Here is a 5,733-nt window from a genome sequence, read left to right on the forward strand (position 1 = left end):
CGCCGGCCAGGTGGGCTTCGGTGATCGCCGAGGACAACCGCCGGTACCCCTCGGGGCCGTTGGCCAGCACCAGCAGGTGCTGGCCTTCGGGATCGGGCACACCGCCGCCGGGTTGGGTGAGTCCCAGGCTGAGTTCGGCCCCGAAGACGGTGCGCAACCCGGCGGCGGCCGCCGCCTCGGCGAACCGCACCGCCCCGTACAGGCCGTCGTGGTCGGTGATGGCCACCGCCTCCAGCCCGAGCCTGGCGGCCTCCGCCACCAGTTCCTCCGGGTGGCTGGCTCCGTCGAGGAAGCTGAAGTTCGAGTGGCAGTGCAGTTCGGCATAGGGATGGGGAGCGGGCGGCCGAGCGGCCGGCCGCTCCCGTTCCGCACGGGGGTGGTGACGTGATGGGGCCGGGTCGTCCCGCTCGCCCGGGTTCAGCTCGTCCTCGGTGAACCTGCCGGACAGGCGCCGTTCCAGCTCCGGCCACGGCATCGGTGGGTTGTGCCAGCTCATCCTCGTCCTCCTCCCTCGATCCGTTCCGCCCGCCGGTGCCAGGCCCGTCCAGCCGTCCGGTCGGCTCCTAGGCGGGCACGTCCCGCCGCCGGAAACCCGCCATCCCGGCCAGCAGTGACACCAGGGCCAGCCCGGTGAGCCAGACCAGGGGGGCCGGGGTCAGTTCGACGGCCGGCAGTGCCGGGACGTGGCTGAACGGCGAGAGGTCCGCCGCCGCCGGCGGCAGGTCCAACAACGGCCCGAGCAGCCCGACCAGGAGCGCGTACACCACCACCAGCCAGGCCAGGCCGAGCGCCTTCGGGGCCAGGCCGAGGAGGAGGACGGCGACCCCGGTGACGAGCAGGACCGCCGGGAGGAAGGCCAGCGAGGCCCCCAGCGAGACCAGGACCAGCCCGCCGTCCCCGGTGGCGGCGGCCGAGGACACCCCGGTGCCGACCCCGGCCATGACCAGGAGCACCGCGCAGTTCAGCACGGCCACCGCCAGACCCGCTCCCAGCCACCGCCACCGGGAGACCGGGGCGGAGAGCAGCGGCTCCAGCCGCCCCGAGGTCTCCTCCGCGCGCAGCCGCAGCACCGAGGACACCGCGTAGGCTCCCACCGCCAACGCCAGGTACTCGATCATCGCCGCGAGGAAGCCGTCGACGAGGTCGCCGCCGTCCCCGGTCACGATGGTCCTGGCGAGCAGTTCGTTGTCCACCAGCGCCTCGGTCACGGAGTCGGTCAACGACCCGAAGGCCAGGCCGGCGAGGAGCACCGCGACGACCCAGGCCGTCAGGCCGCCCCGGTGCAGCCGGAAGGTGAGGGCGAACGGTCCGGCCAACAACGGGTGCCCGGCGGCGCGGCCCGGCCGGGGGCGCACCAGTCCCGCTCCCACGTCCCGGCGGCCGAGCAGCAGGAAGGCGAGGGCGGTGGTGAGGACCGCCAACCCCAGGCACAGCGCCAGCGGCCACCACCGGAGGTCGACGAACGCCCGGGTGGCCTGCGCCCATCCCAGGGGGGAGAGCCAGGTCAGCGGGCTGCCGCTCTCCAGCTCGGTGACGTCGCCGACGGCCCGGAGCGCGAAGGAGACACCGAGGAAGGCCATGGCCAGGCCGGTCGAGGCCCTGGCGTGCTCGCTGAGCTGCGCCGTGAGCGCCGCGACGCCGGCGAAGACGAGCCCGACGGCGGCGACCCCGGCGCCGAAGGACAGGGAGTCGACCGCGCCCAGGCCGCCCGCGGTCAGCCCCGCCGCGAGCAGCAGCCCGACCGCCAGGTTGGCGACCACCGCGCTGGCCAGGGCCGCGGTGAGCCCGGCTCGAGGCCCCACGACGTTGGCCCGCACGAGTTCCGCCCGCCCGGTCTCCTCCTCGGTCCTGGTGTGCCGCACCACCAGCAGGATGCTCATGATCGCCGCCGCGACCATGGCGAGCAGGCCGATCTCGTTGGCGACCATCGCTCCGTAGGTGTAGTCGTCCAGCCCGTACCCCGGGCCGCTCATCACCACCGCCGCCGGGCTGCGGATCAGCTCGGCGCGGAGTTGCCGGTCCTCCTGGGTGGGCATCAGGTCCTCCAACGCGGGGAGGAAGGATGCCGGCAGGGCACCGAGCACGAGGGCCCACACGAGGATCCGGACGCGGTCCAACCGCAGGGTGAACCAGGTCAGCGTCGAGGTACCGACGAACGCGCCGGCCTGGGCGCGGGAGGACCGGCCGGCGGCCAGCACCGCTCCGGTGCTCATCGACGGCCTCCCCCGGTGAGGGCGCTCTCGTCGCCGTAGTGCCGCATGAACAGCTCCTCCAGGGAGGGCGGGCTGCTGACGAGGCTGCGGATGCCCAGGTCGGCCAGGTGCCGCATCACACCGGCGAGGTCGTCGTCGTCGACGTCGAACACGAGCGCGCCGGAGCGCTCCCGCAGGTCGTGCACGCCGGCGAGGCCGGCCACCGAGGCACCGTCGCGTTCGGTGCTCACCGTGATCGAGGTCCTGGTCAGGTGGCGGAGTTCGGCGAGGGTCCCGCTCTGCACGGTCCGGCCCGCGCGGATGATCGTCACGGTGTCGCAGAGCTTCTCGACCTCGGCGAGGATGTGGCTGGAGAGGAGGACGGTCCGCCCCTCCGCCTTGGCCTCGGCGACGCACTGCTGGAAGACGGCCTCCATCAGCGGGTCCAGGCCGGAGGTCGGCTCGTCGAGGACGAGCAGTTCGGCGTCGGAGGCCAACGCGGCCACCAACGCCACCTTCTGCCGGTTGCCCTTGGAGTAGGTCCGCCCCTTCTTGGTCGGGTCCAGCTCGAACCGCTCCACCAGCGCCGCGCGCCGCCGGGGGTCGACGCCGCCCCGCAACCGGCAGAACAGGTCGATCGCCTCTCCCCCGGTCAGGCCGGGCCAGAGGTTCACGTCACCGGGGACGTAGGCGATCCGGCGGTGCAGTTCGACGGCGTCGGCCCACGGATCGGCTCCGAGCACCCGAACGCGACCGGAGTCGGCGCGCAGCAGCCCGAGCAGGACGCGGATGGTGGTGGACTTGCCGGCCCCGTTGGGACCGAGGAACCCGGCTACCTCGCCGGGGCGGACCGTCATCTCCAGTTCGTCGAGGGCCGGTACGGACCCGAAGGACTTGCTGAGCCGGTGGATGTCGATGGCGGCGGTCATGGCGTCACCCTGTTCTCCGCTTGTTCTGGTCGTGGGGCCTGGTTCGGGAGGAGCGAGAAACGGTTCGTCGGGCCGGGGTCTCCTCAGCCGGCGCCGTTGCCCTGGTCGTCCCCGTCGCCGGTGGCCGGTTGGTCCCCCTCTACGGGGAAGGCGGCGAGGTAGGAGTCGAGGAACGTCCGGTTGGCGAACAACCCCTCGGTGTAGACCTCCAGGGACGGCAACGTGGACCACGCGGCGAAGTCGCGGAACACCTCGCCGATGTCGGCGTCGGGACCCCGCAGGTTGGTCTCCAGCAGGAGCATCCCGACCCCGGTGAGCGTCAGGAACCGCGCCCTGGCGGCGGGGTTCCTGCTGGGCGGGATGATGCCCGCCTCGACGCCGGCGGCCAGGTACTCCTCGGCGTCCCGGGCCATCTGGTCGAAGAACTGGTTCGCCAGGTCGCCGCCCACGGCCAGGCTGCGGATGATGTAGGCGGCGGTCGGCTCGTAGTCACCGACCATGGCGAGCATCGAGAGCAGGTGCGCCCCGGACTCCTCGGTCTCGACCGCAGCGGACTTGGCCTCCCGCACCACCCGCAGGACGTACCGGTCGCACTCCTCCCGCAGGCCGTCCTTGGAACCGAAGTGGTGCACCACCAACGCGGGGCTGACCCCCGCCTCGGTGGCGATCGCCCGGACGCCCACTCCGAAGCCGGCGCGGCCGAACAGCCGGATCGCCGTGTCCCGAATCCGTGCCCTGGTGGTGAGGTCCTCCGGCGGCACCGGACCGCGGTTCGAGGACCCACCCGAGGTGGTTGAACGCATGTTCAGCAGGTTAACCATGTGTTCAGCCTCGGCGCAACCCGTGCCCGCTCCCGCACGAGGGCAACCAGCCCCGGCTCACTCGTACCGCCCCTCGACGAACCAGGCACCACCCGACCTGACCAGGAGGAACGCCTCCTGGCCTCTCCCGTGGTCCTGGCCGTTCGACGGTCCGACTCCCCCTTCCCCCTCCGGAGCCAGGGCGACGAGCTGGAGGCGGGCCTCCCGGCCGCCGTCGTCGGACCACCACCGCTGCTCCACCGGCCACGGGCCGGCCCATCCCACGACCTCACGTTCCCGCTCCCCCTCGACCACCAGCACGGCGGGCGCCCCGGTCAGGACGTACCTCCCCGTGACGCCGACCGGCTCGCCGGCCGTGGTGCGGAGGCCGGCGGGTGTCGGCGGCACCGGCACCACCGTCGGCGAGGGCGGCGGGAGTTGGCCCGGCCAGGGAGCACCCGGGTCATGACGTGGTTCGAGCGGATCGCCCCACGGGACGAGACGCACCCTCTCGGCCGGTCCGCGTCCGCCACCGAGCACCGCCGCCAGCACACCGTCGGGGCCCACCATCCCCCGCACCCGGACCAACGCCCTCTCCGCCCGCTCGTCGAGCTGCCGGCTCCCGCCCCCGACGTCCCACAGCTCACGGGGGAAGTCCCCGGCGGGGGACGTCTCGGCCGGGGCCAGCCGCAACAGCCGCACCCCGGCGGTGGGGCGTTCCCCGGGCGGAGCGCGCAACCAGCCGTCCAGCTGCCAGCGGACCCGGTCGGCGGTACCGGCCACCGTGAGGGGCTCCGCGCAGCGCCACGTCCTCGTCAGTTCCTCGCCGTTCTCGGTGACCGCCGTGATGGCCAGCCGTGTGCAGGCCAGCCCGTGCGCGGTCAACCCGACGTGCAACCGCTCCGCCAACGTCCTGGCGACGAAGGCCGCCGTGTCCACCCGGTCCACCGGCGGGTCCAGTTCCTCCTCGATCGCGAGATCCGCCGGCGGCCGCCTCGGCGAGGGTGGCCGCTCCTCCCGCCCCCTGGCCAGCCGGTGAACGCGCGTCGCCTCCGCGCCGAAGCGCGAGGAGACCCGGTCGGACGGGAGTGCCGCGAAGTCACCCACGGTGCGCAGGCCGAGCCGGCGCACCAGGTCCACCAACGCGACGCAGGAACCGTCCGCCCCCACTCCGGTCAGCTCGGTGGCCCTGGCCAGTTCGGTGACGGGCAACGGCGCGAGGAACCTCCCGCTCTCCCCCGCCGGCACCACCGCGCCGTACCGGGCCGCCAGCGCGGCCGCGAACAGCCCGTCGGCCACTCCCACCTGGCACTCCAGGCCGGTGTCGACCGACACCGCGTCGACGATCCGCTCACCGGCCCGCTCCTCACCACCGAAGTAGGAGGCCGGTCCGCTGACGGGCAGGGTGAGCAGGCCAGGGCGCACCACCTCCACCCCGACGGCCACCCGCTCGACGGCCACCGCGACCGCCTCGAACTCCCTGGCGTCCCGGCCCTGGTCGTCGGCGACCACGACCAGGTCGGCGCAGCGCGCCTGCGCCTCCCGCCGGCGGAGACCCCGACGAACTCCGGCGGCCCTGGCGGCCGACGAACAGGCCCGCACCCGGTTCGCGGAGAACACCGCGACCGGGTCCAGCGGGGACAGCCCCAGCTCCCGCACGGCGGCCACCACCGGCCAGTCCGGGCACCACAGCACGAGCAGCCGGGGCGGACCACCCGAACGGCCCCCCGTCGACCCGCCGCCGGCCCGAGCGCGAGAACCCACCCCACCGCCGGCCATCCCGGCCGGCGGCACGCCCCCCGGCAGATCGGA

5 protein-coding genes are annotated in these 5,733 nt (G+C 74.1%); all 5 read right to left on the minus strand.

The window, feature by feature from the left end; translation table 11 throughout:
- Positions 1-496, minus strand: a 496-nt coding sequence (locus tag ACTIDRAF_RS31140) for a PHP domain-containing protein (protein WP_016701337.1), incomplete at its 3' end; no start/stop codon positions are given.
- 67 nt (positions 497-563) lie between these two features.
- Positions 564-2,213, minus strand: a complete 1,650-nt coding sequence (locus ACTIDRAF_RS0224655) for an ABC transporter permease (protein ID WP_016701338.1) — start codon at positions 2,211-2,213, stop codon at positions 564-566.
- Positions 2,210-3,121: an ABC transporter ATP-binding protein gene (locus ACTIDRAF_RS0224660; RefSeq protein WP_016701339.1), complete on the minus strand. Its 912-nt coding sequence runs from the start codon at positions 3,119-3,121 to the stop codon at positions 2,210-2,212. Before ACTIDRAF_RS0224660 ends, ACTIDRAF_RS0224655 begins: the two co-directional genes overlap by 4 nt.
- Before the next feature lie 83 nt (positions 3,122-3,204).
- Positions 3,205-3,924: a TetR/AcrR family transcriptional regulator gene (locus ACTIDRAF_RS0224665; RefSeq protein WP_157163263.1), complete on the minus strand. Its 720-nt coding sequence runs from the start codon at positions 3,922-3,924 to the stop codon at positions 3,205-3,207.
- 75 nt (positions 3,925-3,999) lie between these two features.
- On the minus strand, positions 4,000-5,700 hold the full coding sequence (locus ACTIDRAF_RS0224670) for a DNA polymerase Y family protein (RefSeq protein WP_016701341.1): 1,701 nt from the start codon (positions 5,698-5,700) through the stop codon (positions 4,000-4,002).
- Positions 5,701-5,733 lie beyond the last annotated feature (33 nt).

The organism is Actinoalloteichus spitiensis RMV-1378, from assembly GCF_000239155.1.
Taxonomy (GTDB): Bacteria; Actinomycetota; Actinomycetes; order Mycobacteriales; family Pseudonocardiaceae; genus Actinoalloteichus_B; species Actinoalloteichus_B spitiensis.